A 26,399-nucleotide genomic window follows, 5' to 3' on the forward strand; every position below is an offset into this window, starting at 1 on the left:
CGAATGCAGAGTATGGAGGATATTTAAAATGGCAAAATTTTTAGTTGAGACTTCTGCCCGCCACGTACACCTGTCCCCGGCGGACCTCGAGACCCTGTTCGGCAAAGGCGCCGAGCTGACGGTAAAAAAAGAGCTCTCGCAGCCCGGTCAGTACGCCTGTGAGGAGCGGGTCGACGTGGTGGGCCCCAAAGGCACGCTGCCCCGGGTCTCCATCCTGGGCCCCACCCGCCCCTCCACCCAGATCGAGGTAGCCGCTACCGAGGCCCGCAAACTGGGCGTGGCCGCGCCGGTGCGCGAGTCGGGCGATATCGCCGGCAGCGCCGGCTGCAAGCTGGTCGGCCCCTGCGGCGAGGTAGAGCTCTCTGAGGGCGTCATCATCGCCAAGCGCCACGTACATATGACCCCCGAAGACGCCGCCAAATTCGGTGTGGCCGACAAAGAGATCGTCGGCGTCAAGGTCGAGACCGCCGACCGCTCGCTCATCTTCGGCGACGTGGTCATCCGCGTCAGCGACAAATTTGCCACCGCCATGCACATCGATACCGACGAGTCAAACGCCGCCGGCGGCCCCACCGAGGGCGAGTTCGTCAAGTTCTAAAAACACATACTATCTATAAGCGTGCGCAGCAGTGGGCGGTGACCTGCCGCTGTGCATTTTTCTGCCCCGCCCCAACCGTGGGCGCAGAACTTAGGCAGAACTAAAAGGGAGAGGAGCGCACAGCACATGGCCAGATTTGTTACGGAGATCGCCACCGGCAACCCCGATGACATGATCCGCTTTATCGCCGAAGACTTTTTTGCCAAAGAGGGCTTTGTCCTCACCAGCGACGGCGGCCAGATGGTCTGGAAAAAGGGAAGCGGTTTCTTCACCGCCCCCCAGTATATCCAGATGTACTTTCAAAACGGGGTGGTCCACCTGGAGGCCTGGCTAAAATTCGCCATCCTGCCCGGTGTGTACGCCGGTGAGATGGGCCTCACCGGCTTCTGGGGCTTTGCCGTCAAACAGCAGCTCAAGGGCCGGGTCGATATGCTGCTCTACCTGCTGCAGCAGCCTAACCCCGCCGTGGCTGCCACTGCCGCCGCCAGCTCGCCGGGCTGGGGCCAGCAGGCGCCGGGGGCAGCACCCGCCGTGCCAGCCGACCGACCGGCGGCCCCGCAGCCAATTCCCGTGCGGGTACACGACCCTGTAGACAAAGCCAAGCTGGCCCTGGTCACCGGCATCTTCTCGCTCGCCGCCGCCTGGTTCATACCGCTGGCGGGCGTCGTGCTGGGGGTGGTGGCCATACCCGCCGGCAATGTGGGCCGCAAGTCCAGCGCTAAAAATATCGGTCTGGCCGGCTTTATCTGCGGTATCGCCGGCACGGCGCTGTCGCTCATCATCTGGCTCGCACGCCTGATCAGCATGTTCAGTTACCTGTGATCAGCGCCGTTTGCCGCCCGTGAGCACCTTGTTCCCCAAAGGGCCATTGCCATCTGGCAAGCGGCCCTTTTCTCTGCCGCCGGATATGCGCCGGTAAAAGTTGCCGCCCCGGCACCGCCGACGAATAGACGGTGTCAAGGTACCTGATGCCTATGGACCGCTGTCTGCCAGTCCATAGCAGCGGCATAGGTCCCGCCTTTACACAACTCATATCCCCGGCAAAAACCCGCCTCTGGGGCTTGTGTTTTGGGGACAGATATGCTAAACTATCACTGTTATGTAAGGCAGGGCAAACGCGCACCTCGATATGCGAGCATGCGGGTCCTGTGCGACAGGGCACCGTGAACCATGTCAGGCGGGGAACCGAGCAGCATTAAGCGGAATTCTCTGTGTGCCGCAGATCAACCTGTATGCCCGCATATCCAGCTGCGCGTGGCCCTGTCTTTTTTGTACCCATTTGTCAAAAAACATCGCCCCCGCCGGGGCGCCGAGAGAGGGGAGAACACGCCCGTGTACCTGGCACTCTACCGCAAATATCGCCCCCGCACCTTCGACGACGTGGTGGGCCAAGAGCACATCGTCACCACACTCAAACACCAGGTGCAGACCGGCAAGCTCTCCCACGCCTACCTGTTTACCGGCTCCCGTGGCACCGGCAAGACCACCTGCTCCAAAATACTGGCCAAGGCCATCAACTGCCCCCACGTGCACGACGGCCAGCCCTGCGGCGTGTGCGATATCTGCACCGGTATCGACGGCGACTCCATCACCGACGTGGTCGAGCTCGATGCCGCCAGCAACAACGGCGTCGACAACATCCGCACCCTGCGCGAAGAGGCCTACTTTGTACCCACCCAGTGCAAAAAGCGGGTGTACATCATCGACGAGGTGCACATGCTGTCCATCTCCGCCTTCAACGCCCTGCTCAAGATCATGGAGGAGCCGCCGGAGCACGTGGTGTTCATCCTCGCCACCACCGAGATCCACAAGCTGCCGGTCACCATCCTCTCCCGCTGCCAGCGGTTCGACTTTAATCGCATCACCGCCCAGCAGATCGCCGACCGCCTGCAGTATATCTCCCAAAAAGAAGGGGTCGCACTGCCGTCCGATGCCGCTATGCTGCTGGGCCGCCTGGCCGACGGCGGCATGCGCGACGGCGTCTCGCTGCTGGATAAATGCATCTCCACCGGCGAAGAGATCACCCTGCAGCTGGTCAAAGACCTCTGCGGCGTGGCCGACAAGAGCCACGTGTTCGATCTGTACGACTGTGTGCTCGCCGGCGACGTGTCCGGCGCCATCCATCTGCTCGACGATCTGGCCGCCCACTCGGCCGATATGGGTCGCCTGGCGCAGGAGATGCTCTCTCACAGCCGCGACCTGATGCTCTGCAAGGTGATGGCCGATTTCGATACCGTCACCGCCTGCGCCCCCGACGAGCGCGACCGCTATCTGCAGCAGGCAGCCGGTATCGCCCCCGAGCAGATGCTCAGCTTAGTACAGGCGGTGGCCGGTGGCTGCGAGCAGGTCGGCCGCGCGCAGGACCCGCGCATTGCCCTGGAAATGCTGCTCATCTCTCTGTGTACGGCAGGGGGGCAGTTCGGCGGCCAACAGTCGGTCCCCGCCGTTTCGTCGCGCCCGGTCACTGCCGCGCAAAATACCGCCCCCGCCGCCAGCCCGGCCCCTGCTGCTCCCGCGCAAAAATCGGTGTCATCGGCTCCGGCATCTACAGCGACTGCTCCGGCACCCACCGCACAGGCCGCCCCGTCGCCCGAGCCGGACGACTGGCAGGGCCTCATGAGCGCCGCCCCGCCCCCGTCCGAGGAGGAGATGGCTGCCCCGCCGGTTGCCGCCGCGCCCCCGGCCCGCCCGTCACCGGATGTAGAGGCCCCCACCCCTCCGGCTGCTGTCCCCGACAGTACGGCGGATGGGGCGCTCACCGCTTTCGAGCCCTGGTCCCAGGTGCTCGCTGCTCTGGGCGGCTGCAACAAGCTGGCCTACACGGCGCTGCAGGGCTCTCAGGCCTATCTGTCCGGCGATGCGCTGCTGCTCATCGACTCGAAAAACGAGCTGTTTTTAACACTGATGCGCTCCAGCACCCAGACCAAAAAAGATATCCGCCAGGCATTGGTCCAGGTGACCGGCCAAAACTACCGCCTGGGCCCCTACCGCAGCGAGTCCCGGCAGCAGCCCACGGGCAATCCCCAATTAGAAAAGTTTATCGAGCACACCCGCGCACAGGGAATACCAGTAGAGATCAAGGAGTAAAGAGATTATGAAAGCCAGACTGCCTAAGGGCTACGGCCCCCAGAACATGAATCAGATGATGAAACAGGCTCAAAAGGTGCAGGAGGAGATGTCCCGTATCCAGCAGGAAGTCGAGGAGACCGAGTTTGAGGTCGCCACCGGCGGCGGCATGATCAGCCTGTCGATCAACGGCAAAAAAGAGATCACTAAACTCGAGATAGACCCTGAAGTGGTGGACCCCGACGACATCGAGATGCTGCAGGACCTGCTCATCGCCGCCTTTAACGAAGGGGTGCGCCGGGTCGAGGACGAGACCAATACCCGGGTGCAGGCAGTCACCGGCGGCATGAATTTGCCCGGCTTTAATCTGTAAGCCCCCATGTCCTACCACATCACCGCCCTGGACGAGCTGGTAGAGCAGTTTGAAAAGCTGCCCGGCATCGGCCACAAAACTGCCCAGCGGCTGGCCTTTTACGTGCTGGGCATGGACCTGACCGACGCCCAGCTCTTTGCCGATACGATGGTACGGGCCAAAAAGACCATCAAGCGCTGCCAGGTCTGCCAAAATCTCAGCGACAGCGATACCTGCGCCATCTGTGCCGACACGACCCGCGACAAATCCACCATCTGCGTGGTGGAGGACCCGCGCGATGTGTTTGCCTTCGAGCGCACCAAAGAGTATTTTGGTTCCTACCACATCCTGGGGGGGCTGCTCTCGCCTATGGATGGCATCGGCCCCGAGCAGCTGTTTATCAAACAGCTGCTGGCCCGCCTGTCCAGCGGCCAAGTAAAAGAGGTCATTATGGCCACCCCGCCCACCGTGGAGGGGGAGGCAACCGCCATGTACATCTCGCGGCTGATCAAACCGCTGGGGGTCAAGGTGACCCGGCTGGCATACGGCATCCCCGTCGGGGGCACACTGGAATATGCCGACGAGGTCACGCTGTACCGGGCCCTGGAGGGCCGCAACGAGCTGTAAAGTTGCTTCAAAAGCGCAAAAAAGGGGCGTTTTTACAGTTTGTTCACAATTTAAACAACGCGAAAAGAGGTGACAGCGGTGGAGCAGAAAAAACAGCTGCGGACCATAGCACAGAACAAAAAAGCCCGGCACGACTACTTCGTCATCGAGAGTATCGAGGCCGGTATATCACTGGCCGGGACCGAGGTGAAGAGCCTGCGGGCCGGCAACGTGAACCTGAAAGACAGTTGGTGCGATATCTACAAAGGCGAGGTCTTTTTGCGCGGCATGCACATAAGCCCCTACGAAAAGGGAAATATCTTTAACCGCGACCCGGTGCGCGAGCGCAAGCTGCTGCTGCACAAGCGCGAGATCTACCACCTTTTGGGCCAGATCAAACAGGAGGGCCTCACCCTCATCCCGCTGTCGCTCTACTTTAAGGGCCAGCACGTCAAGGTGCAGTTGGGGCTCTGTAAAGGCAAAAAACTCTACGACAAGCGGGCCGATATGGCAAATAAGGCCGCCAAACGCGATATCCAGCGCGCTTTAAAAGAGCGCAGCCGGTAGCGGAAAAATTGTATAGTGGCATTTTATCAGCCGCTGTGGTATACTAATAAGTAAGTGGGCAGCTGGTGCCAAAAGCTGCCGCTGTACCGTCTTTACGGGGGCGTATTTGGCGTTCGACGGGGACTGTGCAGTACGGGAAGCGAGTAGCGGCGCGGGACCGCTTCAACAATCCGCACCTTAAATTTAAACGCAGATTCTAACGATTACTGCTTAGCGGCTTAAGCCGCTCATCCTCTGTCGGGGGACCACGACTGGCTGTAGGGTGTCACTTTAGTGGTGCACATGTATACGCGAGGGCTTCGTAGCGTATCAGGTATACGAAGATACTGGTTTTTTGAGCTTGGCCATCAGCGCCTGAAACCGGGAATGTAAATGACGGCCTGCACTCGGAGATGCCCGTATGAATCGGTTTTCGGACAGGGGTTCGACCCCCCTCGCCTCCACCAAAAACACCGCATAGATAAGCCATCTATGCGGTGCTTTTTTATGTGCCCACAACTTTTGTCGGCACAACCCTTCATTTTGCCCGTGTACATGGCCAAACACCTCTCGGTGCGGATACTTATAGAAAGGATCAAACAGGCTTTTGACGGTCAAAAGCCGCATGCTAAGAGGAGGAGCTAAAATGTACGGGTACACAGAGGACAAGCAGGACAAAAAGGAACAGCAGATACAGGATTTTATTTACGAACACAATTTATCTTCCCTGAGCGAAAAAGATGCCGCTACTGCGCAGGAGATCATCAAAAACCTATCGGGTATCGGCACCTTAGGTCACTTGAACTCTCTTTTGTCGGGAAAATTTGAAGATGTGGCTAAAATCGCTTACCTACGGGCTATATCAGAACAAAACTGGATCATCATCAATCAACTGAATCGCCTTAACAAAAAACTACTGAAAGCCTTTGACCTGGAAGAGGAGGAGACCCCCGTTTTTGTAAAGCCGGTCACGGTCATAGCCAAAGGTGGGGACTTTACCGATACAACGCTCCTCATCGGCAAAAATCTAGAGCCGGGCAACTATACCAGCACTGGCAGCGGCCAAGTCACTTTATATGGTGTAGCCGGTACGGCGCTCTCCAAATCCAATTTATCTGCTGCTCCGGTGAGCATGGCGCTGCGCGCCGAGCAAAAGATTGAGTGTATCGGGCACATGACTCTTCAAAAATAGCGCGCCCAGAAGTACACGAGTCTCCCCTTAGATCGTTTAGTTGGAGCAGATCAAATAGCTGATGATCTGTACAGATATGGTTGTTCCCACAAAGCTGCGGGAAAGCTCTTTTACATAGAATACATCGAAGGATAAAGGAACTATTATACAGTTTTCGACAGACTGTGACAATCGCCAACAGAAATTGTAAAATATTGGTAATAATGAGGGTAGTCACAGGCATCTGTCTGCTGTAAAATAAAGATGCGTTTTATGAGTGTATCGTCACCTGATATAGAAAGTTCAAAAAATACAGCTTTATACATGTACAGCACCCAACTATTAAAAACAACAGACAACAGCACTCAAACGGCAATCTATGTATACCAAGGAGGACACCGTGCGAGGAATCGAACTGAAAGACTATAAGCACCGGCCGGCAGAGGACCTGGTGAGCGCTATGGAGCGCGCGCTGGGCCAGCCTTTAGATGATAAAATGCAGCAGGTCTTTTTAAACTGCGCCCAGGCGCTGCTCGGCGCATACCATCAGGGCGTGCGCGACGGCCAAGAGCAGAGCCGTACCCAAAATTGTTGATCGACGGCGTCATCGTGGCCGGGGTAGGTACTGCTTGCCCCGGCCACACTTTATGTCACGACGGCAAAACGGCACTTTTCCCTTACAACCCGGCAATCGGGCAAAAATGCCCCGTATTTACACTTTAGTAACAACTTTGTTGACACGCCTATGCCCCTTATTTTATCATAAATAGAGTGTGTTGGCCGGCGCTCGGGCCATGACCGCACCCAAAAATGTTGTGCATACATGCTGATAATTGCTTACTGGAAGGGGAGATGTGCCATGTCGAGTACCGTAGTGGGCCGCTTTGCCCCCACCCCCAGCGGCAGGCTCCACCTGGGCAACCTGTTTTGCTCACTGCTGGCGTGGCTCTCGGCCAAAAGTCAAAATGGGCGGGTGTTGCTGCGCATAGAGGATCTCGATACCCAGCGCACCAGCGAGCACTACACCCGTCAGCTGCAGCGCGATCTGCATTTCTTGGGGCTCGACTGGGATGAGGGCGGCGACTTGGGTGGCCCCAATGGCCCCTACTGGCAGTCACAGCGCAGCAGTTACTACCGGCAGTGTCTCGATACATTGTCATCTATGGAGCTTACCTATCCCTGCTTTTGCAGCCGCGCCCAGCTGCATGCCGCGCAGGCCCCCCACCTGGACGATGGGCAGGTACTATACCCCGGCACCTGCCGGGACCTTACGCCTCAGCAGATCGCGCAGCGTACGCAGCAGCGTCTACCGGCAGTGCGGCTGCAGGTGCCAGATTGCACGATCTCATTTACCGATGGCCATTACGGAAAGGTCCATCAGCACCTACCCACCCAGTGCGGCGACTTTATCCTGCGCCGGTCTGACGGGGTATTCGCCTATCAGCTGGCAGTGGCTGCCGACGATGGCGCCATGGGGGTGACCGAGGTGGTGCGGGGGCGAGACCTGCTCTCGTCCACACCGCGCCAGCTGTGGCTGCTAAAACTGCTGGGCTTTCCCGCGCCCCGTTACGCCCACACGCCGCTACTGCTGGCCCCGGATGGGCGGCGGCTGTCAAAACGCGACGGCGACGTGAGCTTGTCCGCCCTGCAAAAAAAGGGCTATACGGCAGCTGATATCATAGGCCGGCTGGCTTGGCTGGCCGGGCTACAACCAAGGCCTCAGCCGGTTCTGCCCGCGCAGCTGGCAAAAGATTTCAGCTGGGACAAGGTGCCGCACGAAGACATCCTGCTGCCGCCCGACCTATTTTAGCGCCGACGCCACAGCTGCCAAAATACAGCTAAAATAGTCGGTAGCCGATTATCCATCCGGACAGTATGTACCAGCACATGCCCTATAGGATCGGTAGTGCCTTTTAACCGCATCATATCTAGGAGTCAGAGCCAAAAGGGGAGAAATATGAGCATGACCTGCCCAACAGAGCTATATGATAAATTGTCCGCCGGCGCATATGACCGGCAGTTGGCCGCACTGTACGGCCCGCAAAAGAGCAGCGCGGCACACAAACGAAGTCGTGCCCGTGCCCGGCAGGTGGTAAATGGATTTTTACGGCTGTGGCCCCAGTTGGCTGGTGTTCCTGCTGCTCTTTTTAGCTCGCCTGGCCGCACCGAGCTGGGCGGCAATCACACCGACCACCAGGGTGGGCGGGTACTGTGCGCCAGCGTCGATATGGATATGCTGGCCTGTGCGGCCCCCAACGGCACGAATACAGTAGAGCTGTACGCCGAGGGGTACGGTCTTTTTTCGGTCGACCTGTCTGATCTGTCTCCACGCCGGGAAGAGCTGGGTACGCCCGCTGCTCTGGTGCGTGGAATGGCAGCCGGATTTGTCCAGGGTGGCCACCCCGTACAGGGGTATTGTGCCTACGTTACCTCCAACGTCCCAGCGGGTTCAGGTCTCTCTTCCTCGGCGGCTTTAGAGGTCCTGCTGGGCGTGATACAAAACCACTTGTTCTGCAATGATATTTTGTCTAATACCCGTTTGGCGGTGCTGGGCCAGGCGGCAGAAAATCGCTATTTTGGCAAGCCCTGCGGGTTGATGGACCAGATGGGCTGTGCGGTGGGCGGTACCATAGCTATCGATCTTGGTGACCCAGAGCTGCCGCGCATCCGGCAGATAGATTTTGATTACACAGCCAGCGGCTACCAGCTGTATATCATCGATACCGACTCGGATCACCGCGACCTGACCGATGCCTACGCCGCCATCCCCGCAGAGATGGGGCAGGTGGCAGCCTTTTTTGGCCAGCAGGTATTGAGCCGGGTGGAGAGAGATGTATTCTGGCAGTCTATCCCCATTCTGCGGGCAAAAGTGGGCGACCGGGCGGTGCTGCGGGCCATACACTTTTTTGAGGAGAACGCCCGCGTGTGCCAACAGACGGCGGCACTGTCCGCTGGTGACTTTGAGGTGTTTTTAAAGCTGTGCCGGCAGTCCGGTCGCTCCTCGGCTATGTATTTGCAAAACAGTACCGTCCCGGTCGCCCCGCGGCATCAGGCAGTGATGCTGGCGCAGGCAGTGGTGCAAACGCTGCTCGGTGATCGAGGCGCCGTGCGGGTACATGGCGGCGGGTTTGCCGGCACGGTGCAGGCCTTTGTACCTATTGATATAGAAGATACTTTCACCCGCACCGTTCAGTCGGTATTCGGCTCGCACAGCTGCCGTCTGCTGCATATCCGCTCGCAGGGCGGTTGTGTGGTGGTATGATCGGTTGATGAGAATGTGGCCCTAAATGAGTGGCTGTATTGCCGCCCGCCCGCTGTAGTGTCGATAAGATGGGGATACAAAAAGATGTGTAGAAGGAGGACTGCAAGCATGAACAAGGTAAAGATCACTGTACTCAAAACCACATTAGATGGTGAATTGGCCGCCCAGTACGGGGTACCGGGGCTCTCGGCTTGTCCCATGCTAAAAGCTGGCCAGGTGTTTTACGCCGACTACGCCAAACCAGACGGCCTGTGCGACGAGGCGTGGAAGGCGATCTATCAGTACGTTTTTGCTCTGGCTCACGGTGCTGGAGAAACGCTGTTTTATTACGGCGACTGGATCAAAGAGCCCGGGGTGGCCATCTGCAGCTGCAACGATGGGCTGCGCCCGGTCATCTTCAAACTGGAAGCCACCGCTCTGCCGGCGCAGATGACCTACCAGCCGGTGCGGTAATTATATTTTGGGAAAGCTGGCAAAACAGTGCGGCAAATGCCGCCGGTGCGCCGGAGCTGCCAAAATAAAAAGCCGGGCCTGTCTGTTATGCAGACAGGCCCGGCTATGATCTTCATCATTCACTGGTGTGGTCGAGCCCCATGTTGAGGATCTGACACACGTGGTCGTCGTCCAGCGAGTAGAAGATGTTTTTTCCCTCCCGCCGGCTGCGCACCAATTTGGCGCTCTTGAGGATCTTTAGCTGGTGCGACACCGCCGATTTGGTCATGTTCAGCAGCACCGCCAAGTCGCACACGCACATCTCGCTGATCTCCAGCGCCCACAGCAGGCGTATGCGGGTGCCGTCGCCCATCACCTTAAAAAAGTCCGACAGACCGGTCAGCTTTTCCGCAGCGGGCATGTGCGGTGCCACGCGCTGTATCGTATCGGGGAAGATGGCCACACAGTCGGTCTCTCGTGCTTTCATGGGGGCAGCTCCTTTTTTGTCGCGGGCCGCAGGTACGGTCCCGGCCCAAGTCGTGTATCCTATATTGTAGTAGCAGCGGGCGGCAGTTGTCAAGTGCCCGGGGCAACTGAACCGTGCGTGCGGCCCGCAGTGTGGCGCATATCGGCACGCATGCGCTGCCTTGATGTCACGGCAGGGGAGAGACTTTCTCGGCGAGTAGCTATTGTCGGCAGCTTTTGGTGCGCTCTGGCCAAATATTTACAGTGCAACCCCCTGATCCGTTGCCTTTTTGCTCATTTACCAGTATAATCATAAATAGGTAAAACGTACAGAATACGCGCTGCACATCGCGCCAGTAAGGGCTGTTATGCGGCAATTTGCGCCCAGCTACAGCGCCCGGTCACAGCGGTGACGGCACTGCGGCCAACAGAGTCGGGATAAAGGAGACAGTGCGATGAGCGGCCAACAGTATAAAACGCCGGATGGGCGGGGCCAAAAGGTATATTTCAGCGAGCGGTTAAGCAGCGCACTGCACCAGCAGGCCAGGCAGGAATGTATGGCCTTTTTAACCGAAAACCTGCCCGGTGGGATGATGGGCGGCTACATAGAGCCGGGCTTTCCGCTGTATTTTATCAATCAGCCCATGCTCGATTATCTGGGTTATAGTGACGCCGACGAATTTGCCGAAGATATCGGCGGTCTGGTGCTCGGCTGTATGCACCCCGACGACCGCCAGCGGGTCGACCGCGAGGTAGACAGCGCTATGGCCGCCGGCAGCAGCTACGAAGTGGCCTACCGCATGCGCAAAAAAGACGGCTCCTATATGTGGGTGTACGACCGGGGCATGCGCACCCAGTCGCCCGACGGGCAGGCGGTCATTGTCAGTGTGTGTCTGGATATCACGGGCCAAATCGAGGCCGAGCAGGAGCTGCAGGCTATTGCCCAGGGAGATCTGGGCGGTGTGTTCAGCGCCCAGCTGGACGCGGGCTTTACCGTCCAGTACGCCAACGACCACTACTTTGCCATCCACGGCTATACCCGCCAGCAGATGCACGACGAGCTGGGCGATCGGGCGGCGCAGCTGGTCTGCCCTGAAGACATGCCGCGCCTGAGCCGGCAGATCGAAGAGGTCATCGCCGGCGGCGGCGGCCGGGTCAGCAGCGAGTACCGGGTGCGTTGCCGCGACGGCAGTGTGCGCTGGCTGCACGTCAGCGCCGCTGTCAGCCACGACCCTACTGCCAGCAAGATCAGCGGTCTCGTCATCGACATCACCACCGAAAAAGAGGTCCAGCAGCAGCTGGTCTACAGTGAGCAGCGCTACCGCATCGCCCTGAAACAGACCGGCATCAACGTGTGGGAGTACGATATTGCCCGCCGCGAGCTGATACTGGATAAGGAGTACGCCGACCGAAATGGGCTGGACACGGTCATTCCCGACATCCCCCAACGGCTGCTGGATATCGGCTATATCCCCGCCACCAGCGCCGACGCGCTGTGTGAGCTGTACCGCAGCATCCATCGGGGTGATCCCACTGCCCACTGCACGCTGGAGGTCCGTGCCGCCGACGGCAGCTACCAGTGGGAAAAGGTCCACTACACCACCCTGTTTGACGACCGGGGCCAGCCGGTGCGGGCCGTGGCGGTATCTGAAAATGTCACCGCCCAAAAAGAGGCCGAGTACCGGGTGATGCAGGAGGAACAGCTGCGGCAGATGCTCTCGGTCGACACTTTGGCTGTGGGCCAGGTGGATCTGACGGCCGGCATCATCAGTCAGCTGTGGCTCAAGGGCCGCCCCGGCAGCTGGGAAGGGGCTGGATACGAGAATTTTCTTGACCAGCTCGTCGCCATGATGTCTGGCCGCACCTATCAAAAGCAGTGCCGCGAGCAGATGGACCGCAAAAATCTGCTGGCGCTGTACCGCCGCGGCCAGCGGCAGATGACGTTTGAGTACCGGGGCCAAAACGGCGAGGGGCAGATCCACTGGATCGCCGCCACGCTCACTTTATCGCCCGACCCCGCCACCGGTCACGTGCACATGACCGGTTATATCCGCGATATCGACGAGCGCAAAAAGACCGAGCTGGCCCTCAAAGAGCGGGTAGAGCGCGATGTGATCACCGGTATCTACAACAAGCAGACCGCGCGCCTGATGATCGAGGAGACGCTGAAAAACAGCACGCCCCGCTCGCTGTGTGCGCTGCTGATGATCGATCTGGACAACTTTAAACAGGTAAACGACACCTATGGCCACCTGTATGGCGACTACGTGCTGGGCGAGGTGGGCAAGCTGCTGCAGTCGACCTTTGCCGCCGGCAGCATCGTCGGGCGCTTTGGCGGCGACGAGTTCATAGTGCTGCTCACCGGCGTCACCGACCGCCAGCGGGTGGTCGATCAGGTGCAGGACTTTTGCCAGCAGGTGGCGGGCTTTTATCTGGCCGGCAACCGCCGGCTGCAGGTCTCCTGCTCGGTGGGGGTGGCCTTTGCGCTGCAGATGGGCAGCGACTTCGAGCGCCTTTACGACCAGGCGGATATCGCCCTCTACCGGGCCAAGGCGCAGGGCAAAAACCGCTGTGCCGTGTACAGCTCCCAAATGCAGGCCCAAAAGCGCTCTCTGCAAGAGATCGCCGGCGAATGTGTGGCCAAAGAACAGCTGCACCAGAGCTGCCTGATGGATGTGATAGACGACCCCATGTACGTCATCGATACTCAGAACTACGAGCTCCTGTACATGAACCCGGCGGCCAGGCGGGCTTTTTGTGCGCCAGAGGAGGGCTTTGCCGGAAAGAAGTGTTACCAGCTAATCCAAGGCTTTTCGCGCCCCTGCATCTTCTGTAAAAACCACATCCCCACCGCCGAATATTTCCAGCTGTGGAAAAATCAAAACGCCAAAAATGGCCGCCGCTATCTGCTGCGCGACAAGTTGGTGGTGTGGGGCGGCCGACCTGCCCGCATGGAGATCGCCACCGATCTGACCGGCAGCGAGGACACGCTTTCAGGCGAAAATGGTGCCGATCAGGTGCTGCTGCACTGCGTGAGCGCGCTGCTGGCCGCCAAAGACGATACAGAGGCGCTGGCTGCCGTCACCGGTGCAGTGCGCCGCTTTTACGGCGCTGACCGCGCCTACGTCACCACCATAGATAAAGACGGCGGCTGGACCGTGTCCCATCAAGACCACCGCGAAGGCGCCGAGCCGGTGTCCCCAAAAGGTATGGCAGACATAAGCAGCAACTACACCGACTGGGTGCAGCGCTCTTTTACCGGGCGGGAGGTCATCGCCGTCAAAGGCGTACAGGCCCTGGCTGAACGCGTGCCCGAGGCTAAAAATATGCTGCTGCGCGGGGTGCAGACGGTATACTGTGCAGCTATGGTACAGCACGAGCAGATCACCGGCCACCTGGTGGTCGAAAATCCGCGCCAACACCTGGGCGACAGTGACCTGCTGGGCTCACTGTCCTACTTTTTGACGGGGGAACTGGTCCGCCGCCACCTTTTGGAGAAGCAGCGCTATCTGGCCGTACACGACGAGCTGACCGGCCTGCGCAACCGCACCAGCTTTATCAAGTACCTGCGCGGCTTTAAGCCCGATGCTGTCTCCTCGCTGGGGGTGCTCACCGCCGATATCGACGGGCTGTCGCTGCTCAACCAGAAGTTGGGCTACGACCGCGGCGATCAGGCCGTACAGGAGGTGGGCGACCTGCTGTGCACAGTGTTCAGCGCCGACCGCGCCTACCGCCTTGCGGGCGACGAATTTTTAGTGCTGTGTCAAGATGTCACCTACCAGCACTTTATGGAGATGACCTACGAGACGCAGTACCGCGCCGCCGGTCTCAAAGACTGCCCGGTGTACATGGGCTTTAGCTGGGCCGATGCCGATATCGATATCGCCCGCATGATACGCCATGCCGACGAGATGCTGGCGGTGCAAAAAGAGCAGGGCAAACGCGATGGAAATTCGCTCGATCAAAAGCGCCGCTTTCGCGCCCAGGTGCGCCGCGACGTGGAAAACGGCCTGCAGCAGGGGCGGTTCACCGTCTACCTGCAGCCCAAGGCCTGTTTGCGCACCGGGGCTATTGCCGGGGCCGAGGCGCTGGTGCGCTGCTTTGACGACCGGCAAAAGCTCATAGCGCCCGCCCAATTTATCCCTCATCTGGAGCGCGAGAACCTGGTGGCCCTGATCGACTTTTTTGTGCTCGAACAGGTGTGCCGCATACTGCGCGACTGGGAGCGGGCGGGCTACCGGCTGTTCCCCATATCGCTCAACTTTTCCCGCTCGACTGTACTGGAGCAAGAGCTGGTAGAACACATCGACCGGGTGTGCGACACCTATGGCGTTGCCCACCACCTCATCGAGATCGAGATCACCGAGAGCATGGGCGAGCTGGAGCGCCGCACGCTCACCGATATCGGCGAGCGCATCCGCGCCGGTGGGTACCGGCTGTCACTCGACGACTTCGGCGCCCAGTACAGCAACATCTACCTGCTCTCCAGCCTGCCGCTCGATGCCCTCAAGCTCGACAAGAGCGTCATAAGCGACCTCTACGCCAGCCAGAGCGCGCAGGCCATCGTGCAAAACCTGGTCGACCTGTGCAAAAAATTGGGGGTACAGAGCGTGGCGGAAGGTGTGGAAACGGTACAACAGCAGCAGATATTGGCGGCCATGGGCTGTGACTTTGTGCAGGGGTACTATTACAATAAGCCCATCCCAGTACCTGATTTCGTCGCCAAATACATGCAGGGCCCCGCCCCGCTGCCGGCACAGCAGTGACCGCGGGCAGACCGCAAAATCGTTGTTGAGAAGCGCTGCCGGATCATCCCGGCGGCGCTTTCTTTATAAAATACCCACCTGGCCGGCACCTGTGCCCGGCCCCGGCCTTCATTTATTTGGTTACCCCGCCGCCCAGCCGCCCATACTCTAAACAAGAGGCGCTGGTGCGCAGACGGTGAGGAGGCGGTAAAGTGGATCGTGGAGCGGTGGTGCTCTGGTGGGCGCTGGCAGCAGCGGCGCTGACCGGTACATTGCTGGTGCTGTGGATATCGCGGCAGCGCGCCCGGCGGCAGGCGGAGGCACTGGCCTTCGAAGACCCGGTCACCGGCGGCGACAGCGCGGCCAAATTTGCCCTGTTGTGCCGGCACTTGGTGTTTCGTGCGCCGCCGGGCAGCTACGTGCTGATCTCACTGCACATCGATGATTTTGACTTGATCGACGAGTTCCTGGGCAGCTTGCAGGGCGACAGAGTGCTGCGCCAGCTATACGACTGTCTGCACGCACAGCTCGAGCCGGGCGAGCTGTGCGCCCGGGCGGCGGGGGAGCACTTTCAGCTGTTGCTGCACTGGCGGGGGATGGGGGCGCTGCACGCTCGCCTGGCGCGCGCTGCTATACGGCTCGGCAGCGGCACCCCCAGCTGGCACCCCCCCTGGCCGCTGTCGCTCAGCGCCGGCGCCTATCCGCTGGGCGATCTGCGCTGCGGGGTGGTCACCGCGCAGGACCGTGCCGCTGCTGCCTGCCGCGCCGCAGCCAAACTGCCCCGTACGGCAGATAGCTGCCGCTGTGCGCTGTATGCGCCACAGGATCTGGCGCAGGCGCTGGCGCGCAAGCAAAAACTCGACCGGGCTGCTGCAGCTCTGGCAGCGGGGGAGTTTCGGGTGTATCTGCAACCCAAAGCCGACCTGCAGACCGGAAAGATCTGTGGGGCCGAGGCACTGGTGCGCTGGCAGTTGGGAGAAAAGCTGCTGCCGCCGAGCGACTTTATCGAGCTGTTTGAGCGCAGCGGTTTTATTGCCCAACTGGACCGCTGGGTGTTTTGCCGGGTCTGCGCGCTGCTGTGCAGCTGGCGACAAAACGGATGGCCGCTCTTGCCGATATCGGTCAATCTCTCGCGGCGCCAGCTGACCGAACCCGATTTTTTGCAGCCCTACCTGCAGATGCTGCAGCGCAGCGGGCTGCAGCCGAGCTGTACACAGATCGAGCTTACCGAGACTGCCGCCCAGGATATGGACGCGCTGTGTCGCGCCGCCGCCGCGATCCGGCAGGCCGGTCTGGGTCTGGCTATCGACGACTTTGGCGCCGGCTACTCCTCGCTGGCATCGCTGCGCCGGTTGCCGGCAGACACACTCAAGCTCGACCGGGCCTTTTTTGTGGGCGGCGACCATCGGCGGGGCGAGCAGGTGGCCCACTGGGCCGTACAACTGGCGGCCCAACTGGGCATGTCCACCGTGGCCGAAGGGGTAGACACGGCCGCACAGGCCCGCAAACTGCGCGGTTGGGGCTGTACCGAGCTGCAGAGCTACCTGCTCTCGCCGCCGGTACCGCCGCCGGTCTTTGAGCAGATGGCCTTTACCGCCCCTAGGAAGCTGGTGCTGTGAGCAAAAGAGATATCGCCCGTCCCGCGCTAGCGGGACGGGCTTTTTTGTGTGGCCGCTTTCATACCGCCGCCGATACTGGTATAATCGGTATGGGCGCCGTACAGCGGGGCAAAACGTCGGGGACATTTTGCCCCGCCGGCGCATAGGATAGCAGGTACGGCCGCGGTATGGTTCTGGCCGCACCGGCAGCCCAGCCGCTGTCAGCTGCAAAAATGGGGGCTTATCCCTTACTACTTTCTGGGCCGTCGTACCGGCCCCGGCGCGCAGCAGTGCCCGGTTGCGCCCACCCGAGATTTGGGCATGGGGAGGAATTCGTCCTTGATCATTCAAATTCTCTTGTTTTCGGTCTCTATCTGTACCGATGCTTTTGTGGCCAGTCTGGCCTATGGTGCGGGCGGTATCCGCATCCCGCTGCGTTCGGCGGCGGTCATAGGCGGGGTGGGCAGCTGCGTGCTGGGGGTGGCGGTGGCTGGCTCCGGGCTCATCGCCCGCATTTTGCCGCCGGGCGTTCCGGCGGCGCTGGGGGCGATTTTGCTGCTGCTCATCGGTGCGGTCACCCTGTGCGAGAGCACCGTAAAGCGCTATCTCGAAAAGCGGCAGCAAAAAAAACGGCTGCAATTTAAGCTGGCCGGCATCCAGTTCATGTTGGAAGTCTACCTCGACGAGACGCGGGCTGACCGCGATCAGTCCAAGGCGCTCAGCGCCAAAGAGGCGCTGTATCTGGCGGCGGCTCTGTCGGTCGATTCGCTGGGGGCCGGGTTGGGGCTGGGACTTTTATCGGTGCCGCTGCTGCCGCTGATGGGCGCCGCCTTTTTACTGGGCTGCGCCGCCGTACTGGGCGGCCACTGGCTGGGCGGCCGGGTGCAGAAGATCAGTGGGCGCGACCTGTCGTGGCTCAGCGGCGCTATCCTCATCCTGCTGGGGGCGCTGCGCCTGCTGGCCTGGGCTTAGAGCCTGCCTGCGGTAACACAAAACATGTGCGCCGAAAAAACAGCGGTAGACCGGTGCTTTTTTAGGGCATTGTGCCAGCTGGCCGGGTCTCATATTGTACATATTGCGAAAGTTCATAAAATTGTAAACTTTTATTGCTGTCCTTTTTAGGGGATATTTGCTATAGTAGAATAGCCGTATGGGGGACCTGTACCAGGTCCCCGTCGGTATTTTCACCCGCCCCGCGCCGGGGCAACTGATCAAAATAAAAAGGAAACGGTGCGCATATTGAAACGAGTCAGGAAGTATCTGCGGCGCTTTCAAAACGCCCGAAAACAAAATACCACCCGGCACCGGCGGGCAGGCATGGTCTTGCTGGCCTTGTTCCCGCTGTTTGCAGTGCTGATAACCGAGTGCAATCAGGCCCAACACCTGGGCGATTTTATCGACTTTGTGGTGCAGCGGCCCGGCATTTTGGCGTTCGATGTGCTGCTGGTATCGCTCTTTTTCTGGGGCTTTACCCTGCTGGTGCGCCGCGGCTGGATATCGGTATTTCTCACCGCCGGTACGCTGTATGCCTTCTCCTGCGTAGAGTTTTTTAAGTGCTCCACCAGCGGCACCCATTTTTTGCTCTCCGACCTGGTGATGACCGCCAACGCCTCCGACATCGCCAAGTTCGCCTATATCAAGATCACCTGGCCGCTGGCGCTGTGCCTGTTGGCAGTGCTGCTCTATTTCGGGGCCGTATTTTGGCTCAATCCCAAGATCGGCGGTCGCTGGTACGTGAGCGCGGGGGTCGGGGCGGTCATGTTGGGTCTGTTCGTGGGTTTCTTTTTCATGTCGGGGGTCAATACCGCCATCCTGCGCACCTTCGGGGTGGATGTCGAGACCTCCTATAACACCTTTAAGACCAACGAGAAATTTGCCCACAACCAGATGATCGCCAATGTGGTCGAGAATGCCGTCTCTAAAGCGCCGGGCAAAAAAGAGCGCGCCGGCGACTACGAGACCTACGACGTACAGCCGCAGGACGTCTCCTCCTACAAACAGAGCGCGGGGGACTTCGTCCGCCCCAACGTCATTATGATCATGAACGAGTCGTTTGCCGATTTCCGCATCTTTGAGCAGCTGGGCATCTCTGATGAGGTGTACCAGAATTTCGACCGTATCGGCAGCGAGGGATATAAAGGCACGACTGTGGTGCCCACCTTTGGCGGCTTTACCGTCAAGACCGAGTTCGAGCTCAATTTTGGCCTGCCCATGCGCGGCCTCAAAGACGAGCCCACCCCGCAAAAACTGCTCAAGGACCGCGAGCAGGATACCTTTGCCTATTTTTATAAAGATCTGGGGTACGAGACCAGCTATATCCACCCCTTCAGCGCCACTTTTTACGGCCGTAACCAGACCTATTCCCGCTTCGGCTACGACAACCTGGTGTTCGAGGGCGACTTTACCGTCCCCACCTACGACTATAACGCCTACATAGACGACGACGTGGTGTACACCCAGATCGAGCGCATGCTGCGCGAGCAGGATAAGCCCGCCTATATCTACACCACCACCATGCAAAACCACCAGCCCTACAAGTTCCCCGAGACCGGCATGACCGAGCTGGAGTACTACCTGAGTGAAGTGCAGCACTCCGACCAGGCGCTGGGCCGCTTTATCGAGAGTATCAAAAAACTCGATGAACCCACCATCGTCTTTTTTGTGGGCGACCACTTCCCATTTTTCTCGGCCGAAGACGATCTGTATGAGTCGCTGGGTATCAGCAGCGAAAACTGCGCTAAACTCTATCAGCAGAGCTATTTGGTATGGGCCAACTACGATGCCGACCTGAACGTCATCCCCCAAAAGCCCATTTCGGCTTTTTACATCCCCTATGTGCTGGCCGACGTGATACACGCCCCGCTAGACCCGGTGCGCAGCGCGGTGTTGGGCCTGATGCAGACCACGCCGGTATACTCGTATAACGCCAGCCAGCCGGTCCCCGAGAACCAGTACCTGAATATGCTCACCTACGATATCGTCGAGGGCGACCAGCGGCTCACCGCCACGCCCCGCCACCGGGAGACCGAGCAAAAAGAAAAGACCCAGCAAGAAACCGATGACGACGACAGCTAGGGAATATCACCTGTACCGAAAAAGAGCGCCCATAGGGGCGCTCTTTTTAATGCGCGATGTTGGGGACCCGCCGCAAACACCCGGCGGTCCGGTCTTTTGGTACCGGCAGGGCTCCGCTTTATCTGCCCCTGCCAAATACTGCAAAACAGCACACGGCACAGGTTAGAAGTCTTGCTGGCGCAGTGCTCTATACAGTGCTCTGGCGGCGGGGCTCAGCGATCGGCGCGGGTCGGTCAGCAGCCACACCTGGCGCCGGGGCAGCGGTTGGGCCAGCGGTATGCGGACCACCTGCCCGCTCTGCAGTGCCGGCCGGGCGATCGGCAGCGGCACAAAGCCGATCCCCAGGTCATGGGCGATGGCCGGCAGCACCAGGTCCGAGGTGGACAGCTGCACGTCAGGGGCAAAGTCCAGGGCGCTCTCGGCGTAGATATCTCGGTAAAAGGCATAGGTGACAGTGTCGCTAGACAGGCCCACCAGCGGGTACTGGGTCAGTTGGGACAGCGTGTGGCTACCGCTGGCCAGTGCCGCAAAGCGGGGACCGCCCACCATGACCTCTTCAAAATCGCCCAGCGCCGTGCGGCGCAGCCCGGCCGGCAGCTGGGCGGGAGTGGTAATGGTGGCCATGTCTACGCTGCCCGCCTGCAACGCCCGTATGGCCTGCGGGGTCGAGTAGTCAGATATGCGCAGCCGTATGCCCGGAAAGGCGGTGCAAAAGGCCCGCAGCCGGTGCAGCAGCAGGCAGTGCAGGGCCATGCCGGTGGTGCCCAGATAGGCAGCCCCCTGCGACAAACTCAGTGCCCCGGCGATCTCCTCCTCGGCCCGCACGATGCTCTCGTAAGCGGGGGCGATACGGCTGTAGAGCAGCTGGCCCTCAGCTGTCAGCTGTACCCCGCGCCCCGAGCGCACAAACAGCCGGCAGCCCAGCTCGCTCTCTAGGCTCTGCATGGCCCGGGTCACCGATGGCTGGCTCGAGAGCAGCACCTCGGCCGCCCGGGTAAAATTTTGGTACTTGGCCACGTGATAAAAGATGCGGTACAGGTCGAGATCTGCAGCCACGGCGATAACCTCTCCTTTTTTTGCCATGCGATTTTAACATGACAGGCATATCAACAAATCATTTTCCAAATCTCTCGTCTCCTAGTATACTGATATTGCCGAGAAGATACAAGAGCCCTGAAAATGGGTGTTTGCCAAAAGGCAGGGGAGGGAAGACAGATGGAGAACAGGCGACAGATGGCCCAGTCACTGCGCACCGGTGTGCTGCTGGCCGCAGTGGGCGGATTTTTAGAGTCCTACACCTATCTGGCCCGGGGCGGCGTGTTCGCCAACTGCCAGACCGGCAATCTGGTGCTGCTGGTACTGTCGCTGGCCCAGGGCGATATGGCCGCCGTGTGGAAGTATCTGGTGCCGGTAGCCGCCTTTTTTGTGGGCAGCTTGCTGGCACTGGAACTGCGCCGCCGGGGCGACAGCTTGTTTTTACACTGGCGGCAGGGCCTGCTCTGTGCCGAGGCAGTCTGTTTGGCGGGGGTGGCTCTGTTGCCCCAGGGCAGCGGCGACATGGCCGCCACTACACTGGTCTCTTTTGTGTGCGCACTGCAGGCCAGCGGCTTTCGCGTCCTGCACGGCAAGACCTATGCCAGCACGATGTGTACCGGCAATCTCCGCTCGCTCGCCGACTGCACGCACCGCCTTTTACACGGCGGCAGCAGCGAGGATCGCCGCAGTGCGCTCCGGTACGCAGCCATCGTGCTCTGCTTTATGGGTGGCGCCGTGTTGGGGGCGGCGCTCAGCTGGTGGCTGGGGCGGCTGGCAGTGCTGTTTAGCTGTGTTTTGCTGGCGCTGGCCTTTGTGGCGATGGCTGCCGGCACGGTCAGCCGGCCGCCAGCTGCTGCCCGGCCCGAGTGATCGCGGCTGATCTGTGTAAAAAGCTCTCCTTTCAGGGCGCTGGCGGCAGCAGTTTAAAGCGTGCCGATCAGGGGACCCTTTATTTATAGATGGCGCACTGCGCACGCCTATCTGCGAGCGGGCGTGCCGGGTAAGTCGCCAGCTGCGGCCCAGTAGAGACTGCACGCTGGGCACCGTCAAAAGAGAGCGGACCGATCAAGATCGGTCCGCTCTCTTTTGACAGTTTCACCGGTGTATGCTGCCACTCGTCCGCAAATTTTTAGACTGGGCAAAAGTTTAGTTGACACACAGCTGTCTGGTATAGGCTGCTATACTGGACCCACACCCAATAAAAACAGATAAAGGAGCACAAGTATGCAACAGAAATTTTGCCAGAGCTGCGGTATGCCCATGACCGACGATCTGTACGGGACTGAATGCGACGGCAGCAAGAGCACCGACTACTGCCACTACTGCTACCAAAACGGCACTTTTGCCCAAGACTGCACTATGGAGGAGATGATCGAGGCCTGTATCCAGCCCATGGTAAAAGCCGACAGCCACATCACCCCGCAGCAGGCCCGTACGGCAATGACTCAGTTTTTCCCCACGCTCCGGCGCTGGCACAAGTAGCCCCACAATATTTGCCGGCACAAAAAAGCAGTTCTCCGCTATCTGCGACCGGCGGGGAACTGCTTTTATCTTGTAGAAAAAAGAAATGGGGAGACGCAAAAACAACGAAAGCCGCGATATGTAAGTAGTGGTCAGTGGATAAGCAGTGGCAAGTTACGACCTGGCCGGCTCCCCGATATCCACCAGCGAGCACACTGCGTGTTGCAGCTTGGTGTCAGAGGAGGCAGGCACTTTTTGGTAGAACTCCTTCTGGATGCGGGCGGCGATGTGGCCGGCATCCTCGCTGCTGGCGCCGATGGCCATAATGAGGAACTGGCAGCTGCTGTAGCGGGTGAACACGTCTCCTGCCCGCAGCGACAGCGATACGGTCTCCTGCAACAGGTCCATCTCCCGCTGGCGGCGGGGCAGCGGCGCCAGATCGCCCTGCCCGTTGGTCAGGGTGATGAGCAGTATACAGCAGTGGCGGTGTGTCCGCTGCAGGCCCCGCTCCACAAAGCGGTATATGCTCTGAAAGGTCTGGTAGTCCTGGCAGTACGCACCCGGCAGGCGCTTTTGTTCCCGCAGGTCCTGCCGTACCTTGTGGATATCGGCGTCCAGCCCCTGTACCGGGACTAAGGGCCCGCTGGGGGGCGACCGCCTCCGCTTGCGGCGCAGCAGCTGCTGGTCGGCGCGGTCAAACAAAGTGAGGTAGTCATCACCCGGCTGGGCTGCACTGCCCGCCACCGATACCGACAGGTAAATCCCGCTGTCAGGCTGTATCGGCACGGCCGCCAACCGGTCACGCACCCGGCGCACCGCGGATGACACAAAATCAGGGCCCTTTTTACCCGGGAAATACAACACAAATTCGTCGCCGCCAACGCGCCCCACCACCGGCTCCTCCACCAAAAACAGCAGCCCCAGTACCTGGCCGATCTGCTGTAGCAGCCGGTCGCCGGCCAGGTGGCCGTACTGGTCGTTCACCTGCTTAAAGCCGTCGACATCCAGTACCAAAAGGGCCCCATCGCCGGTCTGGCGCAACAGCTGTTCCACCTTTTCCTGGGTGGCGCCCCGGTTGTACAGCCCGGTCAGGTAGTCGTGCTGGGCGAGCTGCAACAGCCGGGCATTCTCTCTCTCAAGTGATCTGACGCGGTCCAATGGTATCCCCCTCTTCGCTCGTAACACTGCCGCCCGGGCCGGCGTCCGGCAAAACAGCTGTGCGCTCTATTCGTACTTTTATTATAGAGGAAACAGTCTCCGCTGCCTAGTATAAGAATGGTCAAAATTTCCACCTCTCTTTTTGTACAGGCGTCAGGTACCGGCCGCCAATAGACCGGCTGCCGCCAGAAAAAGCAAGTCCCCGGCACTGGTAACCTCCAGTGCCGGGGACTCATGGCGAGCGTATCGATATTTTATACGGTGCGCGTGCGGCGGCCAAACAGGTGGGTCAGCTGCCGGCCCAGTCGGCCGGCGGGACGTTTGGGTGCTGGTCCCTGGCGGCGAAACTGCCGTCCACAGCGGCCGGTGCGCCGGGCACTGCGCACGCTCAAAGGGGCATGTCTGCTTTCCATACGGGCACTCCTTTTACATAGTGGTCAAAATTACAGGGCCTCATTCGCTGCGCAGCGCCTCCACGGGATCTTTCTTGGCCGCCAGCCGGGCGGGGATCATGCCCCCCAGCATGGTCAGCGCTACGCTTATGACCACCAGCAAGATCGCGTGCACCGGGTTGAGCTGTGCCACGTTCGAAAGGTCGGTCAGATTCTTGAGGATGTGGTTGACCGGGAAGGTGAGCAGGTAGGCGATGCCAATACCCATCAGCCCCGAGCAGGCGCCGATGATAAAGGTCTCGGCGTTAAACACCCGGGTGATATCCTTCTTGCGGGCGCCCAGCGCGCGCAATACGCCGATCTCGCGGGTGCGCTCCAGCACAGATATGTAGGTGATGATACCGATCATGATCAGCGACACCACCAGCGACACCGCCGCAAAGGCCACCAGTACCAGTGTTATGGCGTCCATGATACCGCCTGAGAGCGAGGTGAAGGTGGCGGCCATATCGGTGTAGATGACCTGGTCGGCACTGTCGCGGCCCTGGTTGTAATCGGCCAGATAGGTGGTCACCTTTTCCTTGGCAGCAAAATCTACCGGGTACAGGGCGATCATATATGGGGTGCTGTCACCGCCCAGGGCAGCGAGTATCTGCTCTTTGGTGGCGGCATTCTGGCTGCCACCGTGATTGCCGGCTGCGGCCGCATCGTCAAAGCGCTGGCCGGTGAGCACGTTGTAATCTGCTTCCTGCTGGGCCTTTACGATGGCCGAGTCTTGGGCGCTATCGATAAAGCGCTGGGTCAACTTATCCGAGTAGGCTACCCCCGCCGAGAGCACCTGCAGCTTGGTATCCTGATCGGCGCGCAGGATACCGGCGATCTTCACCGTGATGCAGTCCTCGCTGTCATAAATCTGGCGCAGGTGCTCGGCGCTGCTATCCACCGTGAACCAGCTACCTATCTGGGTGTAGTACAGGTCGTTGGGGGCGATCTTAAAGGTCTTGCCCACAATGTCGTCAAAATCTACCGGCCCGCTGCTGTCTATCCCCAGCTGGGTCAAAATATTCTGGTCGATCTGGTTGTAGCTGTCGACGATGAGCACTAGGTCGGTATCCTCCTGGGGATAGCTGCCGGCCAGCAGGTCATAGCTCGACTGCAGGTAGTCCTCGCCGCCTTCCTTGAGAGAGGTGGGGTAGGCGGCAAAATTCAGGTTAGAGGTGCTGGCCGCCGTCACGTCGCCGCTGTCGGCCTGATGCAGCAGGTTCATGTTCACCGTGCGGGTGTACGAGATGCCCGACAGCAGCGACCCGTCGATGTGCTCCACGTAATCCAGGTACTCCTGGGTAAAGGTGTTCTGGTGGACCATACTGTTTTGCGCCGGGTCATAGGGCAGAACCTGTTTTTTATCCGGGTACTCGTCCGGCCGTTTTTGACTACCCATCATCTGGCTGTGCTGCTCGATCATGGTGTCCATGTCCATCTCCACCGCCTGCTGGGTGATCATCACCGGAAAGCCCGACAGCGTATCCGACTCGAATAAGCTGATCTGCTTGTCAAACCCGTTAGACAGCGACAGCACCAGCGCGATGCCGATGATACCGATGCTGGAGGCAAAGGCGGTCAGGGCCGTGCGCCCCTTTTTGGTAGAGATGTTTTTGCCCGACAGCTTGAGCGCGGTCAAAAAGTTCATACTGGTCTTTTTCAGCGTGTAGCCGCGCTCGCTCTCGCCGGTGTGCACCACCGGGTCAGAGTCGGCGATCACCTGTCCGTCGCGAAACTGCACGATGCGGTCGGCGTAATCTTCGGCCAGCTGCGGGTTGTGGGTGACCATGATGACCAGCTTGTCTTTGGCGATCTCGCGGATGAGCTCCATGATCTGTACGCTGGTGTGAGTGTCCAGCGCACCGGTGGGCTCGTCGGCCAAAATGATGTCCGGGTCACCCGCCAAAGCTCGGGCGATGGCCACCCGCTGCATCTGTCCGCCCGAGAGCTGCCCCGGCCGCTTGTGCAGGTGATCGGCCAGGCCTACCCGCTTTAGCGCCTCGGTGGCTTTCTGGTGTTTTTCAGCCCGCGACACACCGCTCAGCGTAAGGCCCATCTCCACGTTGTCCACAATGCTCAAATGGCCGATGAGATTGTAGCTCTGAAAGATAAAGCCCACGCTGTTGTTGCGGTAGGCGTCCCAGTCGCGGTCTTTAAAATCTTTGGTGGAGCGGCCGTTGATGACCAGGTCGCCGCTGTCGTACTGGTCCAGCCCGCCGATGATGTTTAAAAAGGTGGTCTTGCCCGAGCCGCTGGGCCCCAGCACCGCCACGAATTCCGACGGGCGAAACTCCAGGTCGATACCGTCCAGCGCGGTCTGGGTAAAGGTGCCGGTGGTGTAGCGTTTGGTAATTTTTTTCAGCTGTAACATAAAGTCTCCTCTGTGGTGGCTTTT

Annotated in this window: 22 protein-coding genes and 2 other RNA genes; 19 read left to right on the plus strand and 5 right to left on the minus strand. The window is 59.7% G+C overall.

What is annotated here, in order from left to right:
- Positions 1 to 28: 28 nt before the first annotated feature.
- The 13 genes from pduL (at position 29) to C6Y32_RS12310 (ending at position 10,054) form a co-directional block, all read left to right on the plus strand.
- The gene (gene pduL / locus C6Y32_RS12250; RefSeq protein ID WP_105205550.1) at positions 29 to 598 is read left to right on the plus strand and encodes a phosphate propanoyltransferase; all 570 of its coding nucleotides are present in this window, start codon (positions 29 to 31) and stop codon (positions 596 to 598) included.
- Between the two features lie 126 nt (positions 599 to 724).
- Complete coding sequence (locus C6Y32_RS12255; RefSeq protein ID WP_105205551.1) at positions 725 to 1,420, plus strand: DUF4190 domain-containing protein; 696 nt, start codon at positions 725 to 727, stop codon at positions 1,418 to 1,420.
- Between the two features lie 315 nt (positions 1,421 to 1,735).
- Positions 1,736 to 1,835: signal recognition particle sRNA small type (gene ffs / locus C6Y32_RS12260), an RNA gene on the plus strand.
- A gap of 95 nt (positions 1,836 to 1,930) precedes the next feature.
- Positions 1,931 to 3,685 carry a DNA polymerase III subunit gamma/tau gene (gene dnaX / locus C6Y32_RS12265; protein WP_164998270.1) on the plus strand — a complete coding sequence of 585 codons (1,755 nt, stop codon included), beginning with the start codon at positions 1,931 to 1,933 and terminating at the stop codon, positions 3,683 to 3,685.
- A 4-nt stretch (positions 3,686 to 3,689) separates the two neighbouring features.
- On the plus strand, positions 3,690 to 4,037 hold the full coding sequence (locus tag C6Y32_RS12270; protein WP_370738823.1) for a YbaB/EbfC family nucleoid-associated protein: 348 nt from the start codon (positions 3,690 to 3,692) through the stop codon (positions 4,035 to 4,037).
- 6 nt (positions 4,038 to 4,043) lie between these two features.
- Positions 4,044 to 4,643, plus strand: a complete 600-nt coding sequence (gene recR / locus C6Y32_RS12275) for a recombination mediator RecR (protein WP_105205553.1) — start codon at positions 4,044 to 4,046, stop codon at positions 4,641 to 4,643.
- Between the two features lie 78 nt (positions 4,644 to 4,721).
- Positions 4,722 to 5,189 (plus strand): SsrA-binding protein SmpB, encoded by a 468-nt coding sequence (gene smpB / locus C6Y32_RS12280; protein WP_105205554.1) that lies wholly within the window; start codon positions 4,722 to 4,724, stop codon positions 5,187 to 5,189.
- A 96-nt stretch (positions 5,190 to 5,285) separates the two neighbouring features.
- Positions 5,286 to 5,635, plus strand: a transfer-messenger RNA (tmRNA) gene (ssrA, locus tag C6Y32_RS12285).
- 179 nt (positions 5,636 to 5,814) lie between these two features.
- A complete protein-coding gene (locus C6Y32_RS12290; protein WP_105205555.1) occupies positions 5,815 to 6,360 on the plus strand; it encodes a hypothetical protein in 546 nt (181 codons plus the stop codon).
- A 379-nt stretch (positions 6,361 to 6,739) separates the two neighbouring features.
- Positions 6,740 to 6,934, plus strand: a complete 195-nt coding sequence (locus C6Y32_RS12295; RefSeq protein WP_129589446.1) for a hypothetical protein — start codon at positions 6,740 to 6,742, stop codon at positions 6,932 to 6,934.
- A 264-nt stretch (positions 6,935 to 7,198) separates the two neighbouring features.
- Positions 7,199 to 8,149 carry a tRNA glutamyl-Q(34) synthetase GluQRS gene (gene gluQRS, locus C6Y32_RS12300; protein ID WP_105205557.1) on the plus strand — a complete coding sequence of 317 codons (951 nt, stop codon included), beginning with the start codon at positions 7,199 to 7,201 and terminating at the stop codon, positions 8,147 to 8,149.
- Positions 8,150 to 8,302: 153 nt separating this feature from the next.
- Positions 8,303 to 9,601 carry a galactokinase gene (locus C6Y32_RS12305; protein WP_105205612.1) on the plus strand — a complete coding sequence of 433 codons (1,299 nt, stop codon included), beginning with the start codon at positions 8,303 to 8,305 and terminating at the stop codon, positions 9,599 to 9,601.
- Between the two features lie 108 nt (positions 9,602 to 9,709).
- Positions 9,710 to 10,054, plus strand: coding sequence for a TIGR04076 family protein (locus tag C6Y32_RS12310; protein WP_105205558.1), 345 nt, complete (start codon positions 9,710 to 9,712; stop codon positions 10,052 to 10,054).
- 115 nt (positions 10,055 to 10,169) lie between these two features.
- On the opposite strand, the gene C6Y32_RS12315 is transcribed toward C6Y32_RS12310, so the two are convergent.
- On the minus strand, positions 10,170 to 10,520 hold the full coding sequence (locus C6Y32_RS12315; RefSeq protein ID WP_105205559.1) for an ArsR/SmtB family transcription factor: 351 nt from the start codon (positions 10,518 to 10,520) through the stop codon (positions 10,170 to 10,172).
- 433 nt (positions 10,521 to 10,953) lie between these two features.
- Here C6Y32_RS12315 and C6Y32_RS12320 point away from each other — a divergent pair, with 433 nt between their 5' ends.
- The 4 genes from C6Y32_RS12320 to C6Y32_RS12335 all read left to right on the plus strand — a co-directional run bounded on the left by C6Y32_RS12320 (position 10,954) and on the right by C6Y32_RS12335 (position 19,916).
- On the plus strand, positions 10,954 to 15,264 hold the full coding sequence (locus tag C6Y32_RS12320) for an EAL domain-containing protein (RefSeq protein WP_105205560.1): 4,311 nt from the start codon (positions 10,954 to 10,956) through the stop codon (positions 15,262 to 15,264).
- 191 nt (positions 15,265 to 15,455) lie between these two features.
- Positions 15,456 to 16,862 (plus strand): bifunctional diguanylate cyclase/phosphodiesterase, encoded by a 1,407-nt coding sequence (locus C6Y32_RS12325; protein ID WP_105205561.1) that lies wholly within the window; start codon positions 15,456 to 15,458, stop codon positions 16,860 to 16,862.
- A gap of 318 nt (positions 16,863 to 17,180) precedes the next feature.
- A complete protein-coding gene (locus C6Y32_RS12330) occupies positions 17,181 to 17,813 on the plus strand; it encodes a manganese efflux pump (protein WP_164998271.1) in 633 nt (210 codons plus the stop codon).
- A 267-nt stretch (positions 17,814 to 18,080) separates the two neighbouring features.
- Positions 18,081 to 19,916: an LTA synthase family protein gene (locus C6Y32_RS12335; RefSeq protein WP_129589447.1), complete on the plus strand. Its 1,836-nt coding sequence runs from the start codon at positions 18,081 to 18,083 to the stop codon at positions 19,914 to 19,916.
- A 162-nt stretch (positions 19,917 to 20,078) separates the two neighbouring features.
- On the opposite strand, the gene C6Y32_RS12340 is transcribed toward C6Y32_RS12335, so the two are convergent.
- The gene (locus C6Y32_RS12340; RefSeq protein ID WP_164998272.1) at positions 20,079 to 20,972 is read right to left on the minus strand and encodes a LysR family transcriptional regulator; all 894 of its coding nucleotides are present in this window, start codon (positions 20,970 to 20,972) and stop codon (positions 20,079 to 20,081) included.
- A gap of 159 nt (positions 20,973 to 21,131) precedes the next feature.
- Here C6Y32_RS12340 and C6Y32_RS12345 point away from each other — a divergent pair, with 159 nt between their 5' ends.
- Entirely contained in the window at positions 21,132 to 21,821 is a 690-nt protein-coding gene (locus C6Y32_RS12345) for a YoaK family protein (protein WP_243562737.1), read from the plus strand.
- A 354-nt stretch (positions 21,822 to 22,175) separates the two neighbouring features.
- The gene (locus tag C6Y32_RS12350) at positions 22,176 to 22,433 is read left to right on the plus strand and encodes a zinc ribbon domain-containing protein (RefSeq protein WP_105205565.1); all 258 of its coding nucleotides are present in this window, start codon (positions 22,176 to 22,178) and stop codon (positions 22,431 to 22,433) included.
- 153 nt (positions 22,434 to 22,586) lie between these two features.
- Here C6Y32_RS12350 and C6Y32_RS12355 read toward each other — a convergent pair whose 3' ends face one another.
- The 3 genes from C6Y32_RS12355 to C6Y32_RS12360 form a co-directional block, all read right to left on the minus strand.
- On the minus strand, positions 22,587 to 23,570 hold the full coding sequence (locus tag C6Y32_RS12355) for a GGDEF domain-containing protein (protein ID WP_164998273.1): 984 nt from the start codon (positions 23,568 to 23,570) through the stop codon (positions 22,587 to 22,589).
- Positions 23,571 to 23,824: 254 nt separating this feature from the next.
- Positions 23,825 to 23,983: a hypothetical protein gene (locus C6Y32_RS15435; RefSeq protein WP_164998274.1), complete on the minus strand. Its 159-nt coding sequence runs from the start codon at positions 23,981 to 23,983 to the stop codon at positions 23,825 to 23,827.
- Between the two features lie 40 nt (positions 23,984 to 24,023).
- Positions 24,024 to 26,375 (minus strand): ABC transporter ATP-binding protein/permease, encoded by a 2,352-nt coding sequence (locus C6Y32_RS12360; RefSeq protein WP_105205567.1) that lies wholly within the window; start codon positions 26,373 to 26,375, stop codon positions 24,024 to 24,026.
- Positions 26,376 to 26,399: the final 24 nt, after the last annotated feature.

This window comes from Neobittarella massiliensis (ex Bilen et al. 2018), assembly GCF_900289145.1.
Classification (GTDB): Bacteria; Bacillota; Clostridia; order Oscillospirales; family Ruminococcaceae; genus Neobittarella; species Neobittarella massiliensis.

Bases quoted from the DNA above. Each gene is read 5' to 3' on its own strand.
- pduL (WP_105205550.1), top strand. From the start codon at position 29: ATGGCAAAATTTTTAGTTGAGACTTCTGCCCGCCACGTACACCTGTCC.
- C6Y32_RS12255 (WP_105205551.1), top strand. From the start codon at position 725: ATGGCCAGATTTGTTACGGAGATCGCCACCGGCAACCCCGATGACATG.
- recR (WP_105205553.1), top strand. From the start codon at position 4,044: ATGTCCTACCACATCACCGCCCTGGACGAGCTGGTAGAGCAGTTTGAA.
- C6Y32_RS12290 (WP_105205555.1), top strand. From the start codon at position 5,815: ATGTACGGGTACACAGAGGACAAGCAGGACAAAAAGGAACAGCAGATA.
- gluQRS (WP_105205557.1), top strand. From the start codon at position 7,199: ATGTCGAGTACCGTAGTGGGCCGCTTTGCCCCCACCCCCAGCGGCAGG.
- C6Y32_RS12305 (WP_105205612.1), top strand. From the start codon at position 8,303: ATGACCTGCCCAACAGAGCTATATGATAAATTGTCCGCCGGCGCATAT.
- C6Y32_RS12310 (WP_105205558.1), top strand. From the start codon at position 9,710: ATGAACAAGGTAAAGATCACTGTACTCAAAACCACATTAGATGGTGAA.
- C6Y32_RS12315 (WP_105205559.1), bottom strand. From the start codon at position 10,520: ATGAAAGCACGAGAGACCGACTGTGTGGCCATCTTCCCCGATACGATA.
- C6Y32_RS12320 (WP_105205560.1), top strand. From the start codon at position 10,954: ATGAGCGGCCAACAGTATAAAACGCCGGATGGGCGGGGCCAAAAGGTA.
- C6Y32_RS12345 (WP_243562737.1), top strand. From the start codon at position 21,132: ATGGAGAACAGGCGACAGATGGCCCAGTCACTGCGCACCGGTGTGCTG.
- C6Y32_RS12350 (WP_105205565.1), top strand. From the start codon at position 22,176: ATGCAACAGAAATTTTGCCAGAGCTGCGGTATGCCCATGACCGACGAT.
- C6Y32_RS15435 (WP_164998274.1), bottom strand. From the start codon at position 23,983: ATGGAAAGCAGACATGCCCCTTTGAGCGTGCGCAGTGCCCGGCGCACC.
- C6Y32_RS12360 (WP_105205567.1), bottom strand. From the start codon at position 26,375: ATGTTACAGCTGAAAAAAATTACCAAACGCTACACCACCGGCACCTTT.